This is a genomic window from Dyella marensis, from assembly GCF_049532885.1.
In the GTDB taxonomy this organism is placed as follows: domain Bacteria; phylum Pseudomonadota; class Gammaproteobacteria; order Xanthomonadales; family Rhodanobacteraceae; genus Dyella_D; species Dyella_D marensis.
On record NZ_CP064029.1, the window covers coordinates 4,536,539 to 4,557,374 of the forward strand.

Annotated in this window: 23 protein-coding genes; 6 read left to right on the top strand and 17 right to left on the bottom strand. The window is 65.4% G+C overall.

Annotated elements, in window-relative coordinates; translation table 11 throughout:
- Positions 1-103: 103 nt before the first annotated feature.
- The 5 genes from ISN75_RS19840 to ISN75_RS19860 all read right to left on the bottom strand — a co-directional run bounded on the left by ISN75_RS19840 (position 104) and on the right by ISN75_RS19860 (position 4,127).
- A complete protein-coding gene (locus ISN75_RS19840) occupies positions 104-337 on the bottom strand; it encodes a hypothetical protein (protein ID WP_167253576.1) in 234 nt (77 codons plus the stop codon).
- Between the two features lie 379 nt (positions 338-716).
- A complete protein-coding gene (gene cyoE, locus ISN75_RS19845) occupies positions 717-1,625 on the bottom strand; it encodes a heme o synthase (RefSeq protein WP_343817790.1) in 909 nt (302 codons plus the stop codon).
- A gap of 2 nt (positions 1,626-1,627) precedes the next feature.
- Positions 1,628-2,788 (bottom strand): COX15/CtaA family protein, encoded by a 1,161-nt coding sequence (locus ISN75_RS19850; RefSeq protein ID WP_167253572.1) that lies wholly within the window; start codon positions 2,786-2,788, stop codon positions 1,628-1,630.
- Positions 2,788-3,390: a hypothetical protein gene (locus ISN75_RS19855; protein ID WP_343817793.1), complete on the bottom strand. Its 603-nt coding sequence runs from the start codon at positions 3,388-3,390 to the stop codon at positions 2,788-2,790. Before ISN75_RS19855 ends, ISN75_RS19850 begins: the two co-directional genes overlap by 1 nt.
- Positions 3,387-4,127, bottom strand: a complete 741-nt coding sequence (locus tag ISN75_RS19860; protein WP_343817795.1) for an SURF1 family protein — start codon at positions 4,125-4,127, stop codon at positions 3,387-3,389. The genes ISN75_RS19855 and ISN75_RS19860 overlap by 4 nt, the downstream gene beginning before the upstream one ends.
- A gap of 59 nt (positions 4,128-4,186) precedes the next feature.
- Here ISN75_RS19860 and ISN75_RS19865 point away from each other — a divergent pair, with 59 nt between their 5' ends.
- A complete protein-coding gene (locus tag ISN75_RS19865; RefSeq protein ID WP_167253814.1) occupies positions 4,187-4,402 on the top strand; it encodes a twin transmembrane helix small protein in 216 nt (71 codons plus the stop codon).
- A gap of 154 nt (positions 4,403-4,556) precedes the next feature.
- On the opposite strand, the gene ISN75_RS19870 is transcribed toward ISN75_RS19865, so the two are convergent.
- From ISN75_RS19870 to ISN75_RS19890, 5 genes are all read right to left on the bottom strand, one after another.
- Positions 4,557-5,444, bottom strand: coding sequence for a cytochrome c oxidase subunit 3 (locus ISN75_RS19870; protein WP_167253567.1), 888 nt, complete (start codon positions 5,442-5,444; stop codon positions 4,557-4,559).
- Between the two features lie 73 nt (positions 5,445-5,517).
- Complete coding sequence (locus ISN75_RS19875) at positions 5,518-5,652, bottom strand: hypothetical protein (RefSeq protein WP_279589675.1); 135 nt, start codon at positions 5,650-5,652, stop codon at positions 5,518-5,520.
- A gap of 67 nt (positions 5,653-5,719) precedes the next feature.
- Positions 5,720-7,336: a cytochrome c oxidase subunit I gene (gene ctaD, locus ISN75_RS19880; RefSeq protein WP_167253566.1), complete on the bottom strand. Its 1,617-nt coding sequence runs from the start codon at positions 7,334-7,336 to the stop codon at positions 5,720-5,722.
- A 54-nt stretch (positions 7,337-7,390) separates the two neighbouring features.
- Positions 7,391-8,335 (bottom strand): cytochrome c oxidase subunit II, encoded by a 945-nt coding sequence (gene coxB, locus ISN75_RS19885; protein ID WP_167253563.1) that lies wholly within the window; start codon positions 8,333-8,335, stop codon positions 7,391-7,393.
- 20 nt (positions 8,336-8,355) lie between these two features.
- Complete coding sequence (locus ISN75_RS19890; RefSeq protein WP_208399646.1) at positions 8,356-8,841, bottom strand: DUF2244 domain-containing protein; 486 nt, start codon at positions 8,839-8,841, stop codon at positions 8,356-8,358.
- A 328-nt stretch (positions 8,842-9,169) separates the two neighbouring features.
- Between ISN75_RS19890 and putA the strand changes: the two genes are divergently transcribed.
- Positions 9,170-12,325 carry a bifunctional proline dehydrogenase/L-glutamate gamma-semialdehyde dehydrogenase PutA gene (gene putA, locus ISN75_RS19895; RefSeq protein ID WP_343817799.1) on the top strand — a complete coding sequence of 1,052 codons (3,156 nt, stop codon included), beginning with the start codon at positions 9,170-9,172 and terminating at the stop codon, positions 12,323-12,325.
- 190 nt (positions 12,326-12,515) lie between these two features.
- Here the strand turns inward: putA and ISN75_RS19900 are convergent, their stop codons facing one another.
- Positions 12,516-13,331: a phosphatase PAP2 family protein gene (locus tag ISN75_RS19900; RefSeq protein WP_343817801.1), complete on the bottom strand. Its 816-nt coding sequence runs from the start codon at positions 13,329-13,331 to the stop codon at positions 12,516-12,518.
- 169 nt (positions 13,332-13,500) lie between these two features.
- On the opposite strand from ISN75_RS19900, the gene ISN75_RS19905 reads away from it, so the two are divergent.
- The 4 genes from ISN75_RS19905 (at position 13,501) to ISN75_RS19920 (ending at position 17,901) form a co-directional block, all read left to right on the top strand.
- The gene (locus tag ISN75_RS19905; protein ID WP_343817803.1) at positions 13,501-14,586 is read left to right on the top strand and encodes an AraC family transcriptional regulator; all 1,086 of its coding nucleotides are present in this window, start codon (positions 13,501-13,503) and stop codon (positions 14,584-14,586) included.
- Positions 14,587-14,792: 206 nt separating this feature from the next.
- A complete protein-coding gene (locus ISN75_RS19910) occupies positions 14,793-16,247 on the top strand; it encodes a pectin acetylesterase-family hydrolase (protein WP_343817805.1) in 1,455 nt (484 codons plus the stop codon).
- Positions 16,248-16,257: 10 nt separating this feature from the next.
- Positions 16,258-16,857 carry a hypothetical protein gene (locus tag ISN75_RS19915; RefSeq protein WP_343817806.1) on the top strand — a complete coding sequence of 200 codons (600 nt, stop codon included), beginning with the start codon at positions 16,258-16,260 and terminating at the stop codon, positions 16,855-16,857.
- 744 nt (positions 16,858-17,601) lie between these two features.
- Positions 17,602-17,901, top strand: coding sequence for a hypothetical protein (locus ISN75_RS19920; RefSeq protein ID WP_167253551.1), 300 nt, complete (start codon positions 17,602-17,604; stop codon positions 17,899-17,901).
- A 113-nt stretch (positions 17,902-18,014) separates the two neighbouring features.
- On the opposite strand, the gene ISN75_RS19925 is transcribed toward ISN75_RS19920, so the two are convergent.
- From ISN75_RS19925 to ISN75_RS19950, 6 genes are all read right to left on the bottom strand, one after another.
- Positions 18,015-18,344 carry a ketosteroid isomerase family protein gene (locus ISN75_RS19925; RefSeq protein WP_343817808.1) on the bottom strand — a complete coding sequence of 110 codons (330 nt, stop codon included), beginning with the start codon at positions 18,342-18,344 and terminating at the stop codon, positions 18,015-18,017.
- Positions 18,345-18,430: 86 nt separating this feature from the next.
- Positions 18,431-18,703, bottom strand: a complete 273-nt coding sequence (locus tag ISN75_RS19930; protein ID WP_343817810.1) for a hypothetical protein — start codon at positions 18,701-18,703, stop codon at positions 18,431-18,433.
- Between the two features lie 71 nt (positions 18,704-18,774).
- Positions 18,775-19,119: a DUF6572 domain-containing protein gene (locus ISN75_RS19935; protein ID WP_343817812.1), complete on the bottom strand. Its 345-nt coding sequence runs from the start codon at positions 19,117-19,119 to the stop codon at positions 18,775-18,777.
- A gap of 127 nt (positions 19,120-19,246) precedes the next feature.
- The gene (locus ISN75_RS19940) at positions 19,247-19,624 is read right to left on the bottom strand and encodes a hypothetical protein (RefSeq protein WP_343817814.1); all 378 of its coding nucleotides are present in this window, start codon (positions 19,622-19,624) and stop codon (positions 19,247-19,249) included.
- 169 nt (positions 19,625-19,793) lie between these two features.
- Complete coding sequence (locus tag ISN75_RS19945) at positions 19,794-20,210, bottom strand: hypothetical protein (RefSeq protein WP_343817815.1); 417 nt, start codon at positions 20,208-20,210, stop codon at positions 19,794-19,796.
- A 106-nt stretch (positions 20,211-20,316) separates the two neighbouring features.
- Positions 20,317-20,724, bottom strand: a complete 408-nt coding sequence (locus ISN75_RS19950; protein ID WP_343817816.1) for a hypothetical protein — start codon at positions 20,722-20,724, stop codon at positions 20,317-20,319.
- Positions 20,725-20,836: the final 112 nt, after the last annotated feature.

Below are 20,836 nucleotides of genomic sequence, written 5' to 3' on the forward strand. Positions count from 1 at the left end.
GTGCACTGAATGCCCGCGCTAGGGCCGCTGCAGCGGCCAGCGCCCGCGGCCTGGCGGGGGCCAGCCTTTGCGGAGCACGGTGCGCTTCATGGCGTCAAAGCCCTCAGCGCTGAGATACCAGCTGAAGATGACCGAGTGCTTTCGGCGCGGTGCGGCGCGTGGCCGGACGGGCGCGGGCGGACTCGGGCTTGCTGTGCATGGCGACGGTGACCGGTTCACGCACGGCCACGGCCTGCGGCGCGGGTACGGTGACGGTCCAGGTGCGGCGAACGGCGCGGCGGCCCAGCAGGGAACGGCCCGCGGCGGGCAGACGGAAAAAATCGCGAAGGAGCTTCATAGCCCATCTCCTCGTTACGGCCTGGGGCGGCCGTCAGGAGTGGGCCGGTCTTCCCTAGTCGAGGAAAGCGCCGGCCGACCGCAGGCGGTCGCCGCAGATCATCAGCTTGTTATGCGACGCCGGCACCCGATGCTCGCGGATGTCGACGTTGCGACTAGGGTAAACGTCCATATGCCTTGGTTGGTCGGACAGGGATGCCGTCGGGCGCAGCGCGCCGGAGGGCGCGCGAATTGTCTTGCTGCGGTGCGGGAGTGTCAACCACAAATGGCTGAATCGCGAACGAAAGTTTTTGCGCGCCCGTAGGTTGGGGTGAGCCCCAGGCGAACCCCAACGTTGCGGTGCGTTGGGGTTCGCCTGGGGCTCACCCCAACCTACGCCGCTACGCCGCGCGTTGAAGTACGAAGCCCTGCCCCTGCTGCAGCAGCGGATCGACCAGCCAGTGGTCGGCCAGCAGGAAGGCGAACAGGGCCATGAGATACACGATGGAGTAGTTGAACACCTTCATCGCGAAGAACTCATCCGGCGGATTGAGCAGCCTTACCGCGTAATAGAGGAAGCCCGCGCCCAGCACCACCGCGCCGCCGAGATAGACCAGCCCGCTGTAGCCGGTCAGCGAAGGCAGCAAGGTCACCAGGAACAGCAGCACCGTGTAGAACAGCACGTGCCAGCGCGTGTACACCACGCCGTGCGTCACCGGCAGCATCGGCACCTGGGCGCGCGAATAGTCGTCGCGGCGGAAGATCGCCAGCGCCCAGAAATGCGGCGGCGTCCACACGAAGATGATCAGGCACAGCTGCAGCGCGAACGCATGCAGCTCGCCGGTGACCGCGGTCCAGCCCAGCACCGGCGGGATCGCGCCGGCCAGGCCGCCGATCACGATGTTCTGCGGCGTGGCGCGCTTCAGATACGCCGTGTACACCACCGCGTAGCCGATCAGCCCGCCGAAGGTGAGCAGCGCGGTGAGCGGATTGACCAGCAGCACCAGCACCAGCATCGACAGCACGCCCAGCGACAGCGCGAACACCGCCACCTGGCGCGGCGTGAGATGGCCGGTGGCCAGCGGGCGGTGCGCGGTGCGCGCCATCAGCTTGTCGATGCGCTGGTCGATCAGGTGATTGAACGCCGCGGCCGAGGCCGAGGCCAGCCAGATGCCCAGCGTGCCGAACACCAGCGCGCGCCACGGCGGGATGCCGGGCACCGCCAGGAACATGCCGATCACGGCGCAGAACACCAGCAGCGCGACGACGCGCGGCTTGGTCAGTTCCAAGTATTCGTTGACGCGGCTCATGCTCAACCCAGCCCCTGAAAGATGCCATCGTCCTGCCGCCGCTGCGTGCGCGCCAGTGTCGCCAGCAGCACGAACAGCAGCAGCGCCGCCACGCCGTTGTGCAAGGTGGCCACCGGCAGCGGCAGGCCGAAGTGCACGTTGCTGATGCCCAGCAGCACCTGCGCCACCAGCACCACCGCGATGGCCAGGCCGTGCCCGCGCAGGCCGCGGCGGGTGGCGCGCAGCGCCAGCCAGGCCAGGTAGCAGAACACCACCAGGGCGCCGAGGCGATGGGCGATCTGGATCGCGCTGCGCGCGGCCATGTCCAGCACGCCGCCTTCGTAGTTCACGCCGACGCCGCGCCACAGCACGAAGCCCTGCGGGAAATCGGTCGGCGGCGCCCACTGGCCCAGGCACTTGGGGAAATCCGTGCCGCAGGCGAGCGCCGCGTAATTGGCGGAGGTCCAGCCGCCCAGCGCGATCTGTGCCAGCAGCAGCACGATACCGATCGCCACCAGCCGGCGCAGCGGCGCATAGCTGCCGTCGCGCGCGCCGACGCCGGCAAAGCGCAGCGCCGCATAGGCCAGCAGGGCGAAGGTGGTGATGCCGCCGAGCAGATGGCCCATCACCACGATGGGCTTCAGCAGCAGGGTCACCGTCCACATGCCCAGCATGGCCTGGAAGATGATGACGCCGAAGGCCAGCACGCTGATGCGCCATGCGCCGGGGCGATCCAGCGCCAGCGCCGCCAGCAGCGGCAGGCCGATGGCGAAGGCCGAGACGATCGAGGAGATGCTGTGCTCGCCGCGCATGTACATGGTGACGCCGACCGCGGCGAGGATCGCCGACACGATCACCGCATAGCGCGCCCACGGCCGCCGCCAGCTCGCGATCAGGGCCAGCGCGAACACCAGCATGCCCAGCGTGCCGGCCAGGAAGCGGTGCACCTGTTCGCGCCAGGCCTTGTGCGTTTCGAAGGGGCGGTCGGGGAAGGCCTGGTTGGCCTGCGCGATCTCGTGCTGGTGTTCCGGCCAGGTGGCCTTGCCGTAGCAGGTCGGCCAGTCCGGACAGGACAGGCCGGCATTGGACAGCCGCACGAAGGCGCCGAACATCACCACGCCGAAGGCGAACACCGCGGCCAGCAGTGCCAGGCCGCGCAGGATTTTCACGGAACGCGAGGACATCAGCGGATCACCTTCTGCAGGTCCTTGCGCAGGCCGGTCGGGTCGAAGCCTTCCGGATAGTGCGCCAGCGCGGTGCCATTGGATTCGACCAGCAGCGCGGCCACCCCGCCCGGCGTGGCGGCACGCCATTGCGCCAGCTTGCCGTCGGCGTCGCTGCCGAGCTGCCAGCGGAAATCGGCATTGGTATCGGGCTGCCACACGCCCTGCTCCACCTTGCCCACCGCCGGCGCCGCCGACAGCAGCAGCAGGCGCAGGCGCGGCGCATTGCGGTTCAAGGTGACGCGCGCGGCGGCGATCTTGTTGAGCGTTTCCACGCAGGCCGCGGCGCAGTCCGCCGCGGGCAGCGCGACCAGGGTGAGCTTCGGCTCGTCCGCGCGCCAGGCCCAGTCCTTGCCGTCCGGCAGCTGCACGCGCAGGGCTTCCTGCGCGAAGTTGCGCTGCGGGTTGATCGGCAGGCCGTTGCCCTTGCCGCTGGGCTGGTAGCCGCCGACGGTGAGCAGGCCCGCGGCGACGATCGGCGCGGCGAAGATCGCCATGATCAGCAGCAGTTTCAGGCGGCCGGCGCGCTGGGCGGGCGGCACGGGATGCTGGGTTTGGCTCATCGCAAGTCCCCTTGTCTGGCTTTGCGCTTGCGGTGCAGGAACAGGAACATCACCACCGCCACCACGGCGAAGGTGAACCACTGGAAGGCATAGGCACGATGGCGCGCCGGCGGCATCGCGCTGAAGTCGGGCGTGTGCTCGCGCATGTAGATCGAGGCCGGCTCCGCTTCCAGCGCGAGCACGCGCGGATAGAGGGTGGCGCCGAGATCCTTGGCGACCTGCGCCAGATCGACATAGATCGTGGTCTTCGGCCAATGCGCCTGGCCGGCCAGCGCATTGCCGCCCATCTCGAAGCCCACGCCGGGCGGCGGCTGATAGAAGCCGCTGAGTTCGACTGTGCCCTGCGGAAGCGGCGGCAGCTGCGGTGTCTGGTCGGTGCCGTTGCCGGGCAGGAAGCCCAGGTCGACCAGCAGCAGGCGCTCCTTGCCCTGCGGCCGCAGCGGCACGAACACTTCCACGCCGCCGCGCTGGTCGTGCTTGGGGTTATCCAGCAGATAGACGCGGTCGGCGAGGTATCGGCCGCTCACCCGCACGCGCGGAAACGCATCCGCCGGCGGCGCTGCGGCCACCGCGGCAAATTCGCGCACGGGCTCCTGCGCCGCTGCGGCATAGCGACGCAGAAGTGCTTCCTTCTCGTCGGCGCGATGCAGCTGCCACTGGCCCAGGTGTACGAAAAGCAGCACTCCGGCCACGGTCAGCGCCACCGCCCACCAGCGCGGACGCCGCAGCAGGCTCATACGGAGCCGCCACGGGGCGAGGCTATACTGCGGATGTCATCGTGCTTCGGGCCAATCACGTGGAAACCATCTACAAATATGCGCTGGTGATCCTGCTGCTGGTGGTGCTGTTCAACCTCGGCCAGGCGCTGTTCTTCATGATGACCGACAAGGACGGCAGCAAGCGCACGGTGTGGGCGTTGACGCGCCGTATCGGACTCTCGGTGCTGCTCATCCTGATGGTGGTGCTGGGCATCTGGATGGGCTGGCTGCATCCGCACGGCGTAGGTCGCTGAATTAAAGAAGCAATTGTAGCGGCCCGCCGGGGACCGCGCCGCTCCCGCGACATTCCGGCCAGGCCCCTTCCCGGACCAAACCCGGCCCAAAGAAAAAGCCCGCCTTCCGGCGGGCTTTTTCGTTTCCGGGCGCGGCGGCCTCGGAGACGAGCCATCAAAGAATGTAGACGAACATGAACAGGCCGAGCCACACCACGTCCACGAAGTGCCAGTACCAGGCCACGGCTTCGAAGCCGAAGTGGTGGTCCTTGCTGAAATGGCCCTTGGCGCAGCGGAAGAAGATGATCGCCAGCATGATCGTGCCCAGGGTCACGTGCATGCCGTGGAAGCCGGTGAGCATGAAGAAGGTCGAACCGTACACGCCGCTCTGCAGCGTCAGGTTGAGCTCCTTGTAGGCCTCCATGTACTCGTGCGCCTGGAAGTACAGGAAGGTGGCGCCGAGCAGCACGGTCAGGCCCAGGAACACCAGCAGCTTGCCGCGGTGGCCGGCCTTCAGCGCATGGTGCGCGATGGTGACGGTGATGCTGGAGGTGAGCAGGATCAGCGTGTTCAGCAGCGGCAGGCCCCACGGCGCCACCGTCTGGAAGTCGCCGCCGATGCGCGCCGGACCGCCGCCGCCATTGGCGCCCCACGCGGCCGCGTAGTCGCTCCACAGGAACTGGTGGGTCAGCACGCCGTGGCCGTCGCCGCCCAGCCACGGCACCGAGAACATGCGGGCATAGAACAGCGCGCCGAAGAAGGCGCCGAAGAACATCACTTCGGAGAAGATGAACCACATCATGCCCATGCGGAACGAGGTGTCCACCTGGGCGTTGTAGCTGCCGGCCAGCGATTCGCGGATCACCGAGCGGAACCAGCCGAAGAACATGGCCAGGATGCCGACGAAGCCAACCGTCAGCAGCGTCTTGCCGAAGCTGGCCTCGCCGGGCTGCGCGTTCAGCCAGTGCGCGGCACCGAGCACGGTGACGAACATGACGACCGCGGCCACGATCGGCCACGAGCTCTTGGACGGTACGAAATAAGCGCCTTGCTGCTGACCCATGGTGAGGTTCCCGTGGATTTCTTCGTTTACTTCCACCCGCCGGACTGCACGGGGTTGCGAAACCGGTACCGCGTTACTTCGAGATCCACAGCATCTGCAGGATCGAGAACAGGAAGACCGCCACCGCGATCGCCGCGACCGCGTAAGCGGTGCGCCTGGCGCGCTTGAGCCGCGCCGCCTGTTCGGTTTCCGTCAGTTGCTGGTTCATCGGAACGCCGTCTTTCATCGAATGTTGCCGGCGCCCGCCACGCTGCCGCGGCGGGCGCCTTTCATCGTCAGTCTTCCACGTGGCCGTGGGCGAGCTCTTCGTCGTGGATCACCGGCGGCAGCTCGAAGGTGTGGTACGGCGCCGGCGACGGCACGGTCCACTCCAGGCCCTTGGCGCCTTCCCACACGCGGTCGGTGGCCTTCTTCCTGGAGAACCACACGGCATGCACGATCACGCCCAGGAAGATCAGCTGCGAGGCGCCGAACAGGAAACCGCCGATCGAGCTGATCATGTTGAAGTTGGCGAACGCGACGTTGTAGTCCGGGATGCGGCGCGGCATGCCGGCCAGGCCCAGGAAGTGCTGCGGGAAGAACAGCACGTTCACCCAGATCACGCTGTTCCAGAAGTGCACCTTGCCCCAGAACTCGCTGTACATGTGGCCGGTCCACTTCGGCAGCCAGTAGTACGTCGCCGCGATGATGGCGAAGATCGCGCCGGTCACCAGCACATAGTGGAAGTGCGCCACCACGAAGTAGGAGTCGTGGTACTGGAAGTCGGCCGGCACCAGGGCCAGCATCAGGCCGGAGAAGCCGCCGATGGTGAACAGGATCACGAAGGCGACCGCGAACAGCATCGGGGTCTCGAAGGTCATCGAGCCGCCCCACATGGTGCTGACCCAGTTGAACACCTTCACGCCGGTGGGCACCGCGATCAGCATCGTGGCGTACATGAAGAAGATCTCGGCGCCCAGCGGCAGGCCGACCGCGAACATGTGGTGCGCCCACACGATGAACGACAGGAAGGCGATCGAGGCGATCGCGAACACCATCGCCTTGTAGCCGAAGATCGGCTTGCGCGAGAAGGTCGGAATGATTTCCGAGATGATCCCGAACGCCGGCAGGATCATGATGTAGACCTCGGGGTGCCCGAAGAACCAGAAGATGTGCTGGAACAGCACCGGGTCGCCGCCGCCGCCGGCATTGAAGAAGCTGGTGCCGAAGTACTTGTCGGTGAGCAGCATGGTCACCGCGCCGGCCAGCACCGGCATCACCGCGATCAGCAGGAACGCCGTGATCAGCCAGCTCCACACGAACACCGGCATCTTCAGCAGGTCCATGCCCGGGGCGCGCATGTTGAGGATGGTCGCGATGATGTTGATCGCGCCCATGATCGAGCTGATGCCCATCAGGTGGACGGCGAACACCACGTAGGCCAGCGAGTCGGTCTGCAGCGACAGCGGCGGGTACAGGGTCCAGCCGCCGGCCGGGCCGCCGCCCGCCATGAACAGGGTGGACAGCAGCAGCGCGAAGGCGAACGGCAGGATCCAGAACGACAGGTTGTTCATGCGCGGCAGCGCCATGTCCGGCGCACCGATCATCAGCGGGATCATCCAGTTGCCGAGGCCCACGAAGGCCGGCATCACCGCGCCGAAGATCATGACCAGCGCATGCATCGTGGTCATTTCATTGAAGAAGTACGGCTGCACCAGCTGCATGCCGGGCTTGAACAGCTCGGCGCGGATCACCATCGCGAAGCTGCCGCCGATGAAGAACATCAGCAGCGAGAACACGAGGTACAGCGTGCCGATGTCCTTGTGGTTGGTGGACATGCACCAGCGCACGAAGAAGTTCTTCGGCGCGCCGTGATGGTCGTCGTGGTGATCGTGGGTGGCTGCGTGGGCCATGGCCTTGCACCTCTACCTAAACGGAATTCTGTGGGACGGCGTGTGGCCGAAGGATCAACCCTGGTGGCTGTTCGCCGGAGCGGCCGCCTGCGCGGTGCTCGGCGCGGCGGCGCTGGAAGCCGGAGCCGGAGCGGCCGGCTGCGCGGCAGGCTGCGGCTGCGCCGCCTGCTGCTTTTGCGCCAGCCACTGCTCGAACTCGGCCTTGGGCACGGCCTTCACCACGATCGGCATGAAGCCGTGGTCCTGGCCGCACAGCTCGGCGCACTGGCCGCGGTACACGCCCGGTTCCTTGATGTTGGTCCAGGCCGCGTTGACGATGCCGGGGATGGCGTCGATCTTCCAGCCCAGCGCCGGCACCCACCAGGAGTGGATCACGTCGCCGGCGGTGATCACGAAGCGGATCTTGGTGCCGACCGGCACCACCAGCGGCTCGTCCACGTTGATGAGATAGGTGTTGTAGCCGTCCACCTTGACCGCGTTCGGGTCCAGGCCGGACTTCAGCTGGCGGGTCTCGTCGCTCTCGCGGTCCAGCTTGGACATGAAGCCGACCTTCTCGACCGGCTTGCCCTGGTAGTCGACGTAGTCGTAGCGCCACTTCCACTGGTAACCGGTGATCTTCACGGTCATCTGCGAGCCGGTGGTGTCGGCGAAGGTCTTCAGGCCGCCGGTGGCCAGGTAGGCCAGCACGATCAGGATCAGCACCGGGATGGTGGTCCAGACCACTTCCAGCGTGGTGTTGTGCGACCACTTCTCGGCCACCGCGCCGCGCGATTTGCGGAAGCGGAACATCGCCACGAACATCGCGCCGAACACCACGATGCCGATGACGACGCAGACACCCAGGGCGACGTTATTGAGGAAGTAAGGCTCGGAGGACCATTCGGTCACGCCGCGCGTCATGTTCAGCTGACCGGGTTCCGGGTTGGACCACGCCGCGCCAGCAAACAGCGCGCAGATCGTTGCCACCCATGCCTTGATCCTGATGCCGCCAGATGTCATGTCTTGCACCCTTGTTGAACCTACCTGCGCGGCTGGGGATGAAGGTCCGCCAGCAGCACCATGAGTTTCCTCGACAGCTCGGCGCGCTCCTCGTCGGTGAGGAATGCCCCGATCTCCAGCTCGCGCCCGTGCGACGTCAGCAGCAGACGATGGCGTCCCGCCCCCTCCCCCAGCCGCACGCGCACCCAGTAGGACTGGAAGCGCGCACTGCGCCGGCCCGGCAGGGATTGCACCTCCAGCGACGTGGCGTCGAGGGTGATGCGCTCGCTGCGGTCGCCGGCCCGCCAGGCTACGCCCAGGGCGAGAGCCACCGCGGAGGATTCGACCAGCGCGAACAGCGGAGCGAATACATTGCCCTGCCATGCGCCGAGTCCGGCCGTCGTCAGCGCCAAAGCCGCCAGTACCCCAATCCATCGACGCAGATCGCGCCGGCTGAGGGCGCGATTAGGCTTGAGCCAAATCGTCGCGCACGGCAGGCCGGCGGCAGCTGGTCGAAGCACGATCATGGAATAACCGGCGTGCCTGGAACCCGCGAATCATAGGCCGCGGCGTCCGCACGGGCAAGAATGACGCAGGGGCTTGACGCGGGCTTCGCGATGCGGTGCGCCGAAATGAAGCCCCTCTCCCATCGGGAGAGGGGTTGGGGTGAGGGTACGGGCGGAGCGCAAGAGTGATGCGCACCGCTCCGCCCGTACCCTCATCCGGCTGCCGCCACCTTCTCCCGGCGGGAGAAGGACTCGCTCTTGAAGCCTGAGGGGCATACGGATGCGTCCGTTCTGCCACACCACGTACAATTGCGGAATTCCCTGCGCTTCCCCGGCCCATCGACCTCCCGTGACCCAGCCCATCCTCAGCCCCGAACTCCCGACCGGCGCGGAACCGGCCCGCGCGCGCATCACCGCCGCCTGGCTGCGCGACGAGACCGAAGCGGTCAACGACCTGCTCGTGCAGGCCAGCCTGCCGCCCACCGAGCGCGAAAAAGTCATCGACCTCGCCGCCGACCTGGTCACCCGTGTGCGCGCCCGCGCCAAGGACCAGAGCGCCGTCGAATCCTTCATGCGCCAGTACGACCTCTCCAGCGAGGAAGGCGTGCTGCTGATGTGCGTGGCCGAGGCCCTGCTGCGCATCCCCGACAAGGCCACCGCCGACAAGCTGATCCGCGACAAGCTGGGCGACGCCAACTGGAAGAAGCACCTGGGCCAGAGCGAGTCGCTGTTCGTCAACGCCTCCACCTGGGGCCTGATGCTCACCGGCAAGCTGGTCAACCTGGCCGAGGACACCCGCCACGACTTCACCGGCGCCCTGCGCCGCCTGGTCGGCCGCGCGGGCGAGCCGGCGATCCGCCTGGCCGTGCGCCAGGCCATGCGCATCATGGGCCACCAGTTCGTGATGGGCCGCACCATCAACGAGGCGCTGGACCGCTGCGCGCAGAAGGAATACGCGGTCTACCGCTATTCCTACGACATGCTCGGCGAATCGGCGCTCACCAGCGAGACCGCCGAGCGCTATCAGCAGGACTACCGCAACGCCATCGCCGCCATCGGCGCGCGCGGCCCGTTTGCCAACCACACCGACGCGCCGTCGATCTCGGTCAAGCTCTCGGCCCTGCATCCGCGCTACGAAGTGGCCAAGCGCGAGCTGGCCCGCCGCGACCTCACCGCCAAGCTGCTGGAACTCTCCCAGCTGGCCATGAAGCACGGCATCGCGCTGTCGGTCGACGCGGAAGAAGCCGACCGCCTGGAACTGTCGCTGGACATCCTCGGCGACGTCTTCGCGCATCCCTCGCTGGCCGGCTGGAACGGTCTCGGCATCGTGGTGCAGGCCTACTCCAAGCGCACCCCGTTCGTGATCGACTGGCTGATCGAGACCGCCCGCGGCTCCGGCCGCCGCTGGTACGTGCGACTGGTCAAGGGCGCCTACTGGGACGCCGAGGTGAAGCGCGCGCAGGAGAACGGCCTGCCGGGCTATCCGGTGTATACGCGCAAGCCCAATACGGACGTGTCGTACCTGGCCTGCGCGCGCAAGCTGTTCGATGCCGGCGTGGAGCTGATCTATCCGCAGTTCGCCACGCACAACGCGCACAGCATCGCCGCCATCCATCACCTGTCCAAGGGCCGCCCGTACGAGTACCAGCGCCTGCACGGCATGGGTACCGATCTGTATGCCGAAGTGATCGGTGCACAGAACCTCAACGTGCCCTGCCGCGTCTACGCACCGGTCGGCACCCACGAGGATCTGCTGCCCTACCTGGTGCGCCGCCTGCTGGAGAACGGCGCCAACACCAGCTTCGTCAACCGCGTGGTGGACGAAAGCCTGCCGGTGCGCGAGCTGGTCGCCGATCCCTGCGAAACGGTGCGCTCGTTCGCATCCATTCCCCACCCGCGCATCCCGCTGCCGGTGAATCTTTACGGTGAACTTCGGAAGAATTCCATGGGCGTCAATTTCTCCAACGACAACGAACTGAAGGCCCTGGCCGAGACGGTCAACGCCAAGTCGGGCCCGTGGACCGCCGCGCCGCTGGTCCCGGGCGCCACCAGCGCCGGCCCCACCGTGCAGGTGACCAATCCCGCCGACCGCCGCCAGGTGGTGGGCAGCTACGTCAGCGCCGACAGCGCCACGGTGGAGAAGGCCCTGGCCAACGCCGTCGCCGCGCAGCACGGCTGGGACCGCCTGCCGGCCGCCAGCCGCGCCGCCATCCTGGAGCACGCCGCCGAGCAGCTCGAAGCGCGCCGCGGCGAGTTCATCGCCCTGTGCGTGCGCGAAGCCGGCAAGGGCCTGCCCGACGCCATCGCCGAAATCCGCGAGGCCGCCGACTTCCTGCGCTACTACGCCACCATGGCGCGCCGCTACTTCGGCCAGCCCGAGCAGCTGCCCGGCCCGACCGGCGAGAGCAACCAGCTGTTCTTGAACGGCCGCGGCGTGTTCGTCTGCATCAGCCCGTGGAACTTCCCGCTGGCCATCTTCCTGGGCCAGGTCGCCGCCGCGCTCGCCGCCGGCAACAGCGTGATCGCCAAGCCCGCCGAGCAGACCAGCCTGATCGGCCATGCCGCCGTGCAGCTGCTGCACGAAGCCGGCGTGCCGGCCGACGTGCTGCAGTACCTGCCGGGCGACGGCGCCACCGTCGGCGCTGCGCTCACCCGCGACCCGCGCGTGGCCGGCGTGGCCTTCACCGGCTCCACCGAAACCGCCTGGGCGATCAACCGCGCCCTGGCCGCGCGCAACGCGCCGATCGCCGCGCTGATCGCCGAGACCGGCGGCCAGAACGCGATGATCGCCGACTCCTCCGCCCTGCCCGAGCAGATCGTCAAGGACGCCATCTCCTCCGCCTTCCAGTCCGCCGGCCAGCGCTGCTCCGCCGCGCGCGTGCTGTACGTGCAGGAAGACATCGCCGACAAGGTCTGCGCCATGCTGGCCGGCGCCATGGCCGAGCTGAAGGTGGGCGACCCCTCGCAGCTGTCCACCGACGTGGGTCCGGTGATCGACGAGGACGCGAAGAAGATCCTGGTCGACCACGCCGCGCGCATGGACAAGGAAGCGAAGAAGATCGGCGAAGTCGCGCTCGACCCCGCCGCCACCGCCAACGGCACCTTCTTCGCCCCGCGCGCCTATGAAATCCCCGGCCTGGCCACGCTCACCCGCGAAATCTTCGGCCCCGTGCTGCACGTGATCCGCTGGAAGGGCAGCGAGCTGGACAAGGTGGTCGACCAGATCAACGCCACCGGCTACGGCCTCACCCTGGGCATCCACAGCCGCATCGACGACACCGTGGAGTTCATCCAGAGCCGCGCCCGCGTCGGCAACTGCTACGTCAACCGCAACCAGATCGGCGCGGTGGTCGGCGTGCAGCCCTTCGGCGGCGAAGGCCTGTCCGGCACCGGCCCGAAGGCCGGCGGCCCGCACTACCTGTTCCGCTTCGCGGGCGAGCGCACGCTCACCATCAACACCACGGCGGCGGGCGGCAATGCGTCGCTGCTGACGATCGGCGAGTAAAGCGCAGGATCGCACCGACCTACCCCCTCTCCCCTCCGGGGAGAGGGCTGGGGTGAGGGGTCGGCCGGAGCGTAGAAGCGGGACCAGAAAGCGAGCGACGCCCTGTCGATCCCTTTCCGCGAGCCCCGCCCCTCATCCGGCTGCCGCCACCTTCTCCCCGACGGGGAGAAGGGATTCACCATGAGCGCTGCTAGTACGGCGCCTGCTCAATCAACGCATGTTCCGCCGCGCACTGCCCGCCATCCACCGGCGTGCCCGCCGCACGCAACGCTGCCAGTTCTTCCCGCGCCGCCACCATATCCGCCTGGAACGCCGGCTCCGCATGCAGCCGCGCCACGATGGCCGAGCCGTTGATCTGGCCGGCCTGGATCGCGCTGAGGTTATGCGCCCCGCACACCACGCGGCTGTCCGCGAAGGAGCGGGCGCGCAGCAGCACGTCGTTGGCGCGGTCCGGCGCCAGCTCGGTGAGGATCAGGCCCACCGTCCAGCCCCAGGTGGCATGCCCGGACGGATAGTCGAAGCTGCGGCGCAGGCGGTCCTTGGATTGGCAGACGGCGCCTTCGTCGATCAGGAACGGGCGCTGGCGCTGGTTGGCTTGCTTGGCCGGATCGGTGACGCGGACGCCATCCTCGTCCACCCGCTTGAGCAGGGCAGCCAGACGCGGCAGGCGGGCGGAGTCCATCGTCACGCCCATCGCGCAGCTGAAGTCGCGCAGCATGTCGGGCACTTCAAGGTTGACGTCGCTGGTGGCCAACGCCCAGCGCGGCGTGCCTTCCAGCTTGCGGGTGTCGCGGAATACCTGGCGGTCCGACTCGTAGCGCGCGGAGCCGGCTTTGGGTGCGGCGAGCAGCACCTCGGCCATGTGCAGGGCGGCAGGGTCGGCGAGATAGCCCTTTGCTGCTTGCGCGGCAGGCGTGGGGGTCTTCGCGGCGGGCGCGGCGCAACCGGCCAGCGCGGCGGCAAACAGCCACGCAGCGTGGCGGGCATGGAAGTGGGACGGGCGCATGCTCGGCTCCGGCAGGGGCAAGCGCCCATCACACAGCGGTTCTTGTCCCATCACAATAGGCAGGCGGGCCAAAGGTTTGTGCATCGCGCAAGCACCGGCCTGCCGTGCGTGCTATAGAAACGCCTTCCGCGCCGGCCGCCGCCGGCAACCGTGGGGAGCACGAGGCACGATGGCACGTCCCGCCACCCTGGCCGGCCTGGCGCCGTCCGCGGCGCATCCGCTGCTGGCGGACGACCCGCGCTACACGGCCGCCGAGTTCCCGCCGAACAAGCTGCTTTACCTGGCGCAGATGGCCGACGCCCTGGGCGTGGACAGCCGTCCCTGGTTCGCCGGCCTGGCGCTCAGCCGCACCCAGATCGCCGACCCCGCGCTGCGCGTCTCCTATCGCCAGGCCAGCCTGTTCGCGCGGCGCGCGCTGCAGGCGCTGGACGTACCCGACGCCGGCCTGCGCATCGGCCGCGAAGGCACCATCGGCGGCTTCGGCCTGTTGGGCCTTGCCATGATGACCTCGCGCACGCTGGGCGACGCCATGCTCGCCGGCATCGCCCACCACAAGATCTGCGGCTGCCTGCTGGAACTCAACTTCGAGCAGCTCAGCGAGCGCGAAGTGGCGCTGGTGGCGTGGCCACGCTTCGGCGACACCGAATTGCTGCCGTTCTTCTGCGAGGAACTGTTCGCCAGCTGCCTGATGATTGCGCGCGAACTGGTCGGCCCCGAGCTGCGCCCGGTGCGCGCGGAGTTCGGCTATCCGCGCCCGGCGTACGCGCGCGCCTACGAAGAACTGTTCGAATGCGAAGTGCGCTTCGGCACGCCGCAATGCCGCCTGCTGATCGGTACGCCGTGGTTGGCGCGCCCGCTGCCCGGCCACAATCCGCTCACCGCGAAGCAGGCGCTCGCGTTGTGCGCGCAGCAGATGACGCCCGATGGCGGCGAGCCGCACCAGGAAATCGTCGCCGCGGTGGAACGCCTGCTGCGCAGCCGCCTGCGCCAGCAGCCACGTTTGCTGGACGTAGCGCGCACGCTCAACCTCAGCGAACGCTCGCTGCGCCGCAAGCTGGCCGAGAGCGGCCGCATCTTCCGCGAGATCCACGACCGCGTGCGCGCCGAACGCGCACTGGAACTGCTGCGCGCCGGCCAGTTGAGCGTGGCGGAGATCGGCTCGGAAATCGGCTTCAGCGACCCGCGCGAATTCAGGCGTGCGTTTAAACGCTGGACCGGCATGCCGCCGCAGAACGCACGCCACGCCGGCGACTGAGCTGCGCGGGGGGGCAAGCCGGACAAGTGCGGGGGGCAATGCAGCCGACCTGCCCGGTTTTCACGCAATCTTGCTTGTGGCGTGCCGCCGCAAGGCGTCTGCTCCGTCGATCGGGCCAGGGGAGCATGGCCCGTACCGGTGAACCACCGGGCATTACGCGATCGTGACCCACGTATCTCGTGCCGATTGGATTCGGAGGAGCCGACATGTCCCTACGCCGCACATCCTTGGCTGCCCTGCTGGGCGGCTTTCTGCTTTGCAATGCCGCGCCCGCGCTGCACGCCGAAGAAGGCGATTACACGCCGCTGCAGGTGCTGCTCAACCTGATCAGCCCGCCGAAGGCCGATCATCCGGTGACGCCGGATCAGCGATTGGGGCCTTACCCGTTATTGAGCAACTCGGCGGGTTTTGCCGATGGCTTCAAGCCCGGTGCTTACGATCAATGGCAGACCATTCAACTGGCGCCGGAAACCGGGGCGATCTGCGGCAATGGTTCGCCGTATAAATTCTTCCTGCTGCGCAGCGCGCAGACCACCAATACCGTGGTCTATATGGAAGGCGGCGGCGCCTGCTGGGATTACGGCAGTTGCACCGGCCAGTCGGGTATTCGCGGTGCGCGCAACCCTAATGGCATTCCCGATAACTACATGACCATCAACAACCCGGGCGCGCTGCTGGTCAGCCCGTTCGTGGGGCGGCTCAATCTGCTGGACCTGGTGAACCTGCTCAATGGCGAGTTGCCGCAATTGCAGCCATTGAAGACGCAGCAGTGGAATATCGTCTATGCGCCGTATTGCACCGGCGACATCTATTCGGGCGACCGGGTGGCGGTGTATCCGGATCCGAGCGGGCAGCATGAGCCGTTGATCTGGCATCACAACGGCCTGCGCAATGAGCGCGCGATGCTGGCGTGGCTGAAGGATCATTTGCCGCGGCCCGGCCAGATGCTTTCCACCGGTTGCAGCGCGGGCGGTACCGGCAGCCTTACCAACTATGCGGCGCGGCGCAAGGATATGGGTTCGCCGCGTTCGTTCCTGCTCGATGATTCCGGGCCGATCTTCTCGGCACCGGCGGGTGGCAGTTCGACGGAGTATCCGTCCGCGCCGCTGTTCGCGCAGATCCGCCAGGCCTGGGGCCTGGATGCAGCGAACGGGCCGCTGAATACGCTGCAGCATTACCTGCCCACGTTCGATCGCAGCGATATGGGCAGCATCTATCCTGCACTGTCGGCGGAGTTTCCGAACGACCGCCTGGGCCATACGCATTTCTGGCAGGACCTCAATTACTCCAGCTATTCGTATGAGCGCTTCTATCCGGAGATCGCCAATGCGCCGGACGAGGCAACCAAGGAGCGGCTGATTCACCAGCTGTGGGCGATCGACACCAGCCGGCTGCGCCAGACCACCGATGGCTTGAATAACTTCGGCGGTTATTTCCCGCAGTATCGCTCGCTCAACGAGAGCCACTGCACCACCATCGTGGATCTGCGCAATGGCGATATCCAGGATCAGCATCTGGAGCTGATCGACTTTATCAACAACGTGCTGGATGGACAGGGGCGCGTACTGCACGCCTCGGAGGCCAGCGATGCGGCGGACCGGGCGAAGCCGGTGAATCCGCTGTATGTGCTGGTGAATCAGTTGCTCAGTAACGGGTTGTGAGGTGCGCCGGATGAAACCTGTGGTTGCCGTTGTGGCTGTATGTGGCCTCGGCCTGGGCGGGCTTTGGCTTGCCTGGCCGGGGCCGCATCCGGCGGCACCGGTGCGTGCCGTTGCGACGGTGGCTGCGCCGCCACCGGTGGCGGCGACGGTGGACAGTGCGGCGGTGCGCGAGTATCGGGAGCGCGAGCGTTTTGGCGCTGACGTGCACGACTTCTTCGCTCGCGCACGTTCGCTGGATCCGGTGGCGCGCCAACGGCAGGCGGACGCCTTGCGTGAGGAGTTGCGCAAGCGCGAGGCGGATCGTTCGATCAGCGCGGGCGAGTCGATGAATCTGCAGATCGCCCTGGTGCGGGTGACGGTGGACGATCCGCAGGCGCAGGCCGATGCGCTCAACGCGCTGGGTGAGAAGTTCCGCGCGCAGGCGGATCAGGAGAACCAGGCCTGGTTGCAGCAGCTGGCGGCCGATGCGCAGTTTCAGCGTTACAAGCAGGATGAGCGGCGGATCGTCGAGGCGGTGATGGCGATGCCGGTGATTCCTGGCGGCATGAGTCGCGATGCGTATCTACGTGAGCAGTTGCAGCAGGCGCGTGAGGCGGCGTATCGAAGATAGAACCCACCCAGCTATCGCAGCCCCACAACATCGTCATCCCGGCGCAGGCCGGGATCCAGTAACGGGGCGCTAGATGGAGCGACGTGCTTCAAGGCCGCGCTGTTGACGCTACCGCGACAATCGAGCGCTGTCGCCACTGGATGATTCGCTTCGCTCACCCCTTCGGGGCCGCCCTACGGACGTTCTTCGCGCTGCGCGCTCGTCCGGCCTACGCCGGAATGACGGCGCTACAAATCGGATTCTCCCTACAGACAACCCTAAATTGCTCTGCTAGCGTGTTTGCGTTGCCCGCGCTGTGGTTTCGATGCGCGTCGCGGGCAACCATGGCAGCAATGTCGTGAGAGCGCGGGCCAAGGGTGGTGAGACACCCCTGACCCGCTAACCATCACCAACCTCAGGAGTTGATCATGGCTAAGCCAGATCATACGTCACTCGCGCGCTCGCTGATCCCCAAGGCGACACATCCTCCGACTAATCGGGCCGTCCGCTTCTACCGCGGGCACGGTTGAAGAACCGCGACCTAAGAGTTTTCGCAGGTAATCACTCCTAGCCGCGAAACCCGGCGCGTTGCCTCGTGCAACGGCGAAAGCGACCGAAGCCGCAACCCACTTCATCAATCAAGCCGCCCGGCGCCCATGCTTTGGGCTATCGGTCAATCCCGAGTCCGTATGGTCGCGGCACGCCGTGCTGTTCTGGCGACGTGCCGTTCTCGGAACGGGAGCGGCGCATAGCAAGGAGCTGCTTATGAACGACGTTTTCGGCGAACCGTGGATGGTCCGCCATACCTCCTATTACTCCGACCCCGACGCCGGGCCGGACGCTTTGTTGAACGACGCCACGGAGTGGCTGCAGTACGCCTACAACGCCATCCGGGTACTGGCCGGGATGGCGCGCGAAGGCGGCGAAGTCGATACGGAGCATTTGCCGGTAATGCTGGAAGGCATCGCCACGTTTATCGACATGGGCACGCGGTGCGCGATGCTGGCGCATGGCCGGGTGCAGTGGCTGCAGCTGCAGCACGAAACCACACAACCGCCAGCGTAGGTTGGGGTGAGCAAAGCGAACCCCAACAATGCGACGACCGTCGCATGTTGGGGTTCCCCCAGCCTTGCCTACTTGCCGGATTGATACGAAATCCTGAAGAACCGATTGAGCACCTAGAAATTCCCGCCACTCGCATCCGGCACGATCAGAAAGCTGGAGAAGAAGTGCAGTGGCTGCTGGTTCAACAGCATGCACCCCTCCACAAAGATGCAGACCCCGCCATTCACGCTCGGCTGCGATTCGATATTGGCCAGATCATAAGTCGCCGCGGGAAGGGACTGAAGTTTCTGGACGATATCGCCAACCCCTTCGAATGCTCCTCCCTCAAAGTTAAGCAGGGAACTGTCGATGTAGAGCGTCGACAACGCTTGCGGGTTCGATTGGAGAAGATAGTAGTAGTGCAGGCAATAATCCTTCGCTATCGCTCCTGTATCACCGCCCATGAGGGCACTCCTTTGTGTGCTGTTGGCCCTGGTGTATTACTAAAGGCCGCAGCTTACGGGACCGGACGCTACCGGACCAGCGCGGGCTAGTTCGCGATAAGAAATCCGAAAAACACCAGCACCAGACCGATAAAGACCACCTTCCCCCATCGGCTTGGCGCCAGAAAGAAGAACGTCAACGTGGCAAACAGAATCGCAACCAACCCCGCCGCCTCAACGATGCCAATGCCCATCGCGATGCCGCCATGCACTTTCATCTTTTGCGTCAGATAAGCCACGTATAGATCGACGAGCAGGACCGTTAGCAGCGATGCTGCCTTGAGGAGGGTGCTGAGGAGTCTGGCGATCTTTGCGCTCATGGCAGGCAGCGGCATAGCTCGATGTTGGCCAAAAAAATTTCTGCCCGAGATAAGCCGGCCAGGACACTCACTCAAGACGGTCGGCGATAACCAGCCGGAAGAGGATGAAACGAAAATTCATATCTCATCTCGCCCAACTGCTGCTTGGCGGCATTGAGAATGCGCAACGCGCTCTCGCTAGGCTTGTACTGCTGCACCAATTCGATACGAACCGGAAAGCCCACTGCGCCGGGAAGCGACTCAAAGATCTGGCCGGATCGGATGAAATCGAGATAGCAGGAAATCTTGCGCTCGAACAGACGAACATGCCCCTCCTCATCCTCCCAATCGAGGTGATCGGAAATCAGAAGGACTACCTTTCGGTCCAACTTGGATATTCCAAGCGAGTCGACGACGCGGTCATCTTCGATGGTCATCACGATCCCAGTGAGGAGAGAGACTTGTCATCCCTGATTGCCAGCTCGTACCACGCATAGATGCCGCACAGCATCTGCTTCCGACAGAGCGCATTCATAGCTCTCCTAGGTGGCAGTCCTGTTGTCTTTACATGCCCCAACGCGACTTCAGAAGCTCTAAATGCTTAGTGTTGTTCGCCGACGGGTGTCGTTGATAGAAGGTCAAGACGTTCTTCCTTGCTTCAAGGTCGCCAGTGTCGCCGAGGCGCTCAAGCCATGAGATGCCCTGATCTTCGTCTCCCAGATAGAGCATGTAATAGTCAGCCAGCTTATTGATGGCGCTCACATCGCCTTTCGCTGCCTGGTCTTTTACCTTTGGAAGCTCGGATTGACTGATTGAAAAGCGCTCGCCTGGCGTTGGAGCCACCGTCTCCTGTGTGGCGTGGGCTGCACACCCTATGAGCACAACAGAGCTGAGCATTAGGGCAGCCAACACTCGAGAGATAGTTTGATTTTTCCGCGTCATGGGATCCCCCATGGCTCCCGGGCTATTAGTGTCCATTGAGATTTAACGTCACCCGTCCCTATTACCGAAGCTCCACCTCGGCCTTCGCAATACCGCGCTCTTCGGCAGCTTCGTTAAGCAGCCCATCAAGCATTGCTATCACCTCCCCTGTGATGCACCACGCCCGACATCATCCTTCAGGCTTCAATTTCTTCAACTCACGTATCGCATCAGGATCGTTCTGCGCGGCTGACTTTCGTAGCCAAAAGACGGCCCTCTTCTTGTCGTCAGCGCTGCTGCTGCGATCGTCACTCATTTGAACCCATGCGTTGTACTGCGCCACCGCATTGCCGTTCTCGGCCGCGATGATCGTCCAATACTCCGCCCTGTCAAAATCGAGCTTCACACTGCCGTAGTACAGGGAAAGCCTGAGAGCCGCCTCTCCGGAACCATTCCATCCCTCGTCCGAGAGTCGGATCACTTCGTCAGGGCGCAGAGTCAAGTCTCCTACGGCCGAGATAATTTGGTCCAAACTCTTGGGACTCTGCGATTGGGCGAAAGCAGTGAACCCGACAGACAGAGCAAACAAGAGTGCGATCATCTTCATACGACAGTCCTTCGGAGGCACGGAGCACATTTAACGTCACCCGTCCCCTTATCGTTCTTTGATGGTTGTTCCAGGCAAGTCGATCATATGCCTTGCGCCCTGGCGGCTACTGCCAATAGCTATTCTTTCTCTTCAGATGAATCGACTGACCGTTTCCACTGAAAGTACCAACAAGCCCCTCCTGCGAGACAACTCCGTGAAACTCGCCTCGAAGATCGAGTTCTGCGGGGACCAGAAAGGTCACCTCATCCCCTTTGAAGGCGGCGGGAACGATCACCGGCCTCCCCGGCTCGCCGTCACTACTTTGCAGCACAGCAAAGTAGCCACCCTTCGAATAGACAATGAATATTTCCTGCCCCAGCACATCCCCACCCTCACCGCTGTATCTCATATCAGAGAACATCCCCGTCAGCTTGAGGTTCGGGCGAGGTGAGTCAGCCGACCATGCCAGCGTGGCTGATAGAAGAACGACGATGAGGAGCAGGCGCAGATAGATTTTTGACTTTGTGCTCATGTATGTCGCCCCGCCATGCCCTCGGGCAGGCATGCTAGATCAGGCAAGAACGAAGTGAGAGCAGTTGGTTGAAGGGCAACTCATCTGACATCACCCGCCCCAGCCCACACCT

What these genes read in the sequence shown, in the direction of transcription:
- ISN75_RS19940 (WP_343817814.1), bottom strand. Translation starts at nt 19,624, where the DNA reads ATGACGCGGAAAAATCAAACTATCTCTCGAGTGTTGGCTGCCCTAATG.
- ISN75_RS19905 (WP_343817803.1), top strand. Translation starts at nt 13,501, where the DNA reads ATGGCACGTCCCGCCACCCTGGCCGGCCTGGCGCCGTCCGCGGCGCAT.
- ISN75_RS19935 (WP_343817812.1), bottom strand. Translation starts at nt 19,119, where the DNA reads ATGACCATCGAAGATGACCGCGTCGTCGACTCGCTTGGAATATCCAAG.
- ISN75_RS19930 (WP_343817810.1), bottom strand. Translation starts at nt 18,703, where the DNA reads ATGAGCGCAAAGATCGCCAGACTCCTCAGCACCCTCCTCAAGGCAGCA.
- coxB (WP_167253563.1), bottom strand. Translation starts at nt 8,335, where the DNA reads ATGACATCTGGCGGCATCAGGATCAAGGCATGGGTGGCAACGATCTGC.
- ISN75_RS19950 (WP_343817816.1), bottom strand. Translation starts at nt 20,724, where the DNA reads ATGAGCACAAAGTCAAAAATCTATCTGCGCCTGCTCCTCATCGTCGTT.
- cyoE (WP_343817790.1), bottom strand. Translation starts at nt 1,625, where the DNA reads ATGAGCCGCGTCAACGAATACTTGGAACTGACCAAGCCGCGCGTCGTC.
- ISN75_RS19860 (WP_343817795.1), bottom strand. Translation starts at nt 4,127, where the DNA reads ATGAGCCTGCTGCGGCGTCCGCGCTGGTGGGCGGTGGCGCTGACCGTG.
- ISN75_RS19870 (WP_167253567.1), bottom strand. Translation starts at nt 5,444, where the DNA reads ATGGGTCAGCAGCAAGGCGCTTATTTCGTACCGTCCAAGAGCTCGTGG.
- ISN75_RS19840 (WP_167253576.1), bottom strand. Translation starts at nt 337, where the DNA reads ATGAAGCTCCTTCGCGATTTTTTCCGTCTGCCCGCCGCGGGCCGTTCC.
- ISN75_RS19900 (WP_343817801.1), bottom strand. Translation starts at nt 13,331, where the DNA reads ATGCGCCCGTCCCACTTCCATGCCCGCCACGCTGCGTGGCTGTTTGCC.
- ISN75_RS19925 (WP_343817808.1), bottom strand. Translation starts at nt 18,344, where the DNA reads ATGGGCGGTGATACAGGAGCGATAGCGAAGGATTATTGCCTGCACTAC.
- ISN75_RS19850 (WP_167253572.1), bottom strand. Translation starts at nt 2,788, where the DNA reads ATGTCCTCGCGTTCCGTGAAAATCCTGCGCGGCCTGGCACTGCTGGCC.
- ISN75_RS19890 (WP_208399646.1), bottom strand. Translation starts at nt 8,841, where the DNA reads ATGATCGTGCTTCGACCAGCTGCCGCCGGCCTGCCGTGCGCGACGATT.
- ISN75_RS19855 (WP_343817793.1), bottom strand. Translation starts at nt 3,390, where the DNA reads ATGAGCCAAACCCAGCATCCCGTGCCGCCCGCCCAGCGCGCCGGCCGC.
- ISN75_RS19910 (WP_343817805.1), top strand. Translation starts at nt 14,793, where the DNA reads ATGTCCCTACGCCGCACATCCTTGGCTGCCCTGCTGGGCGGCTTTCTG.
- ISN75_RS19875 (WP_279589675.1), bottom strand. Translation starts at nt 5,652, where the DNA reads ATGAACCAGCAACTGACGGAAACCGAACAGGCGGCGCGGCTCAAGCGC.
- ctaD (WP_167253566.1), bottom strand. Translation starts at nt 7,336, where the DNA reads ATGGCCCACGCAGCCACCCACGATCACCACGACGACCATCACGGCGCG.
- ISN75_RS19920 (WP_167253551.1), top strand. Translation starts at nt 17,602, where the DNA reads ATGAACGACGTTTTCGGCGAACCGTGGATGGTCCGCCATACCTCCTAT.
- ISN75_RS19915 (WP_343817806.1), top strand. Translation starts at nt 16,258, where the DNA reads ATGAAACCTGTGGTTGCCGTTGTGGCTGTATGTGGCCTCGGCCTGGGC.
- ISN75_RS19945 (WP_343817815.1), bottom strand. Translation starts at nt 20,210, where the DNA reads ATGAAGATGATCGCACTCTTGTTTGCTCTGTCTGTCGGGTTCACTGCT.